Source organism: Emticicia sp., from assembly GCF_049241225.1.
Taxonomy (GTDB): Bacteria; Bacteroidota; Bacteroidia; order Cytophagales; family Spirosomataceae; genus Emticicia.
Genome location: NZ_JBMLRC010000138.1, coordinates 1 through 1,232, shown reverse-complemented (window position 1 = coordinate 1,232; position 1,232 = coordinate 1). Strand labels below are relative to the sequence as shown.

Genomic DNA, 1,232 nt, shown 5'->3' with positions numbered 1-1,232 from the left:
TATTCCTGAACTTGGGGCTGCTCCGTTGGCGATGGTTCGCAATGCAGGCATGGCCGTTCAAGTGAGCGGTATCGAGCAAGAGATTGTAATTGATATGAATTTATTTGAATGGGACAAAATCTACATCAATCCACTTTATGGTAAAACTCGTCCGCAAATTGATTTCCCGATTTTACAAGACCTCTACGCAAAAGGCGAATTGATTTTAGATAAAATGGTTACTCGAACGTATTCGATCGATGATTTACCCAATGCTTTTGCCGATATGCACGCAGGCCGCAACGCTAAGGGTGTTATTGTGTTTTAAAAAATTTAAAATGAGTCAATTTTTCACCACCGAAAAAGCCACTTTTCAAGGCTTAGATTTCATTACAGTCAAGAGTAATGCCTTAAAACAACGTGCCGATATTACGGTTTATGCTCCACCAAATTTAGGTGAGTCGGCAACTCCGCTCGTTATTTTGCTGCATGGTGTTTATGGCAGTCATTGGGCGTGGACGATGAAGGGAAATGCCCACATAACTACCCAACATCTGATAGAAACTGGGCAAATAAAACCAATGATTCTGGCAATGCCTTCTGATGGATTATATGCCGATGGCAGTGGTTACATTCCGCATCAAACCGCTGATTATGAACGTTGGATTGTAGAAGACGTAATTGAGGTAATGAAAGAGCTGTACGCACAAATAACTGAAGAATCGCCCATTTTTATTGCTGGACTTTCGATGGGTGGATTTGGAGCTTTGCGTTTGGGGGCGAAATATCCGACTGTATTCAAGGCTTTTTCGGGGCTTTCATCTATCACTCATTTTAATCAAATAGGAGAATTTGTGGCTAATTTTGAGCAATTAAAGCATGATGCCTTAGAACAAGATGGTGTTTTAGAATGGTTTTTGAAAAATAAAAGCACCTTCCCTCCTTTCAGGTTCGATTGTGGTGCAGAAGATATTTTAATTGAACACAACCGTCAACTGCACAATGACTTGAAAAACAACGAAATACCTCACATTTACGAAGAATTTTCGGGTGGCCACTCGTGGGAGTATTGGTCGGAGCATCTTGCTAAAACCCTGTTATTTTTTAACGAGCAGTTGGGATAAAACAAAAAAAGCAAGAGAAAATCTCCTGCTTTTTCTAACCTAAACCTAATAAATTCTAATGACAAAACGGAATATTTGATAAATCAATATTCTGCTTAATAATATGCGGGAACGAAATAATTAAGCCTC

At 39.5% G+C, this 1,232-nt stretch carries 1 protein-coding gene and 1 pseudogene; both read left to right on the top strand.

Going from position 1 to position 1,232, the window contains the following annotated elements:
- Positions 1 to 307 (top strand): annotated as a pseudogene (locus ACOVO2_RS08305) (histidine kinase); the annotation flags it as partial.
- A 10-nt stretch (positions 308 to 317) separates the two neighbouring features.
- On the top strand, positions 318 to 1,103 hold the full coding sequence (locus ACOVO2_RS08300) for an alpha/beta hydrolase (protein ID WP_421769511.1): 786 nt from the start codon (positions 318 to 320) through the stop codon (positions 1,101 to 1,103).
- Positions 1,104 to 1,232 lie beyond the last annotated feature (129 nt).

What these genes read in the sequence shown, in the direction of transcription:
- ACOVO2_RS08300 (WP_421769511.1), top strand. Translation starts at nt 318, where the DNA reads ATGAGTCAATTTTTCACCACCGAAAAAGCCACTTTTCAAGGCTTAGAT.